This window comes from Neisseria sp. P0001.S005 (genome assembly GCF_051963715.1).
Genome location: NZ_JBQCTZ010000427.1, coordinates 1 through 1,044, shown reverse-complemented (window position 1 = coordinate 1,044; position 1,044 = coordinate 1). Strand labels below are relative to the sequence as shown.

Genomic DNA, 1,044 nt, shown 5'->3' with positions numbered 1-1,044 from the left:
GTTTGTTTTGATAATAATGTTTCCAATTGTTCTTATGGTTATATCTTAGTCTATTTTCTTTATAATCTCAACAAAATGATATGTTATTGGGAAAGAGATAGTTTATTTATTTATGAAATTGAATTGTTTGAATATATTCAGGTGAAATTATTCTTTAGATTTTCTATTTTTAGTGGATTTTCAATGAATTTAGCCGAAGATATTTGCCAAGTAAATTCTGATTTTTAATCCGATATAACTAGAAAGTCCGGATGTGTGATGAATCATTTTGCCATCTTTTAATATGATAATGGTTGGTGTGACGGCTATGTTCCATTTTTGAGCCATCAGGCCGTCTGAATCGTTGAAGTTTGGAAAGGATAGATTGTTTTGTTGCATATGGTGGGCAATGTCCGCGTCACTTCCGGAGCGCAAGGCTACGCCCAGTGTTGGGATATTGTCTTGGTGCAGTTTTTCTATGGTTGATGATGTGTATGAACAAATACGACACCAGCTGCCCCAAAAATAAACGACGGCAACCCGATTTTGGCTGAAGGATTGGAGGGAAGTGGTTTGACCATTGGTTAAAGTCAGTGTTTGTGCTGCCGACTGCAAAGGTTGGTCAGGCTTGCGCACCCAGTCGACAATCAGGGATAAGAAGATGAAGAGAATCACAGCCTGAAGCAATGATTTGGCGTAGTGGAGCAGGGTTTTCATCATATATTGCGGGGATATTGGATTATTGTTTGATAAATGAAAAAAGCCTTGCAAAGCAAGGCTTTTTGATTCGATTCTGAAAACGTATTAACGTTTGGAGAATTGTTTTGCGCGACGTGCTTTGCGCAAACCAGGTTTTTTACGTTCAACTTCACGAGCATCGCGAGTAACGAAGCCTGCTTGAGACAGGGCTGGTTTCAGGGCTGCGTCGAAGTCGATCAGGGCGCGGGTGATACCGTGACGGATAGCGCCGGATTGACCGGTTTCGCCACCACCGGTTACGTTAACTTTGATGTCGAAAGATTCGGCATTTTCAGTCAGAACCAGAGGTTGACGTACAACCATGCG

General features: G+C 41.3%; 2 protein-coding genes. Both read right to left on the bottom strand.

What is annotated here, in order from left to right; translation table 11 throughout:
* Nucleotides 1–189 precede the first annotated feature (189 nt).
* Complete coding sequence (locus ACTHSP_RS20795; RefSeq protein WP_440346858.1) at nt 190–699, bottom strand: protein disulfide oxidoreductase; 510 nt, start codon at nt 697–699, stop codon at nt 190–192.
* A gap of 84 nt (nt 700–783) precedes the next feature.
* The coding region (rpsI, locus tag ACTHSP_RS20790; protein WP_440346857.1) for a 30S ribosomal protein S9 at nt 784–1,044 on the bottom strand (261 nt) is incomplete at its 5' end.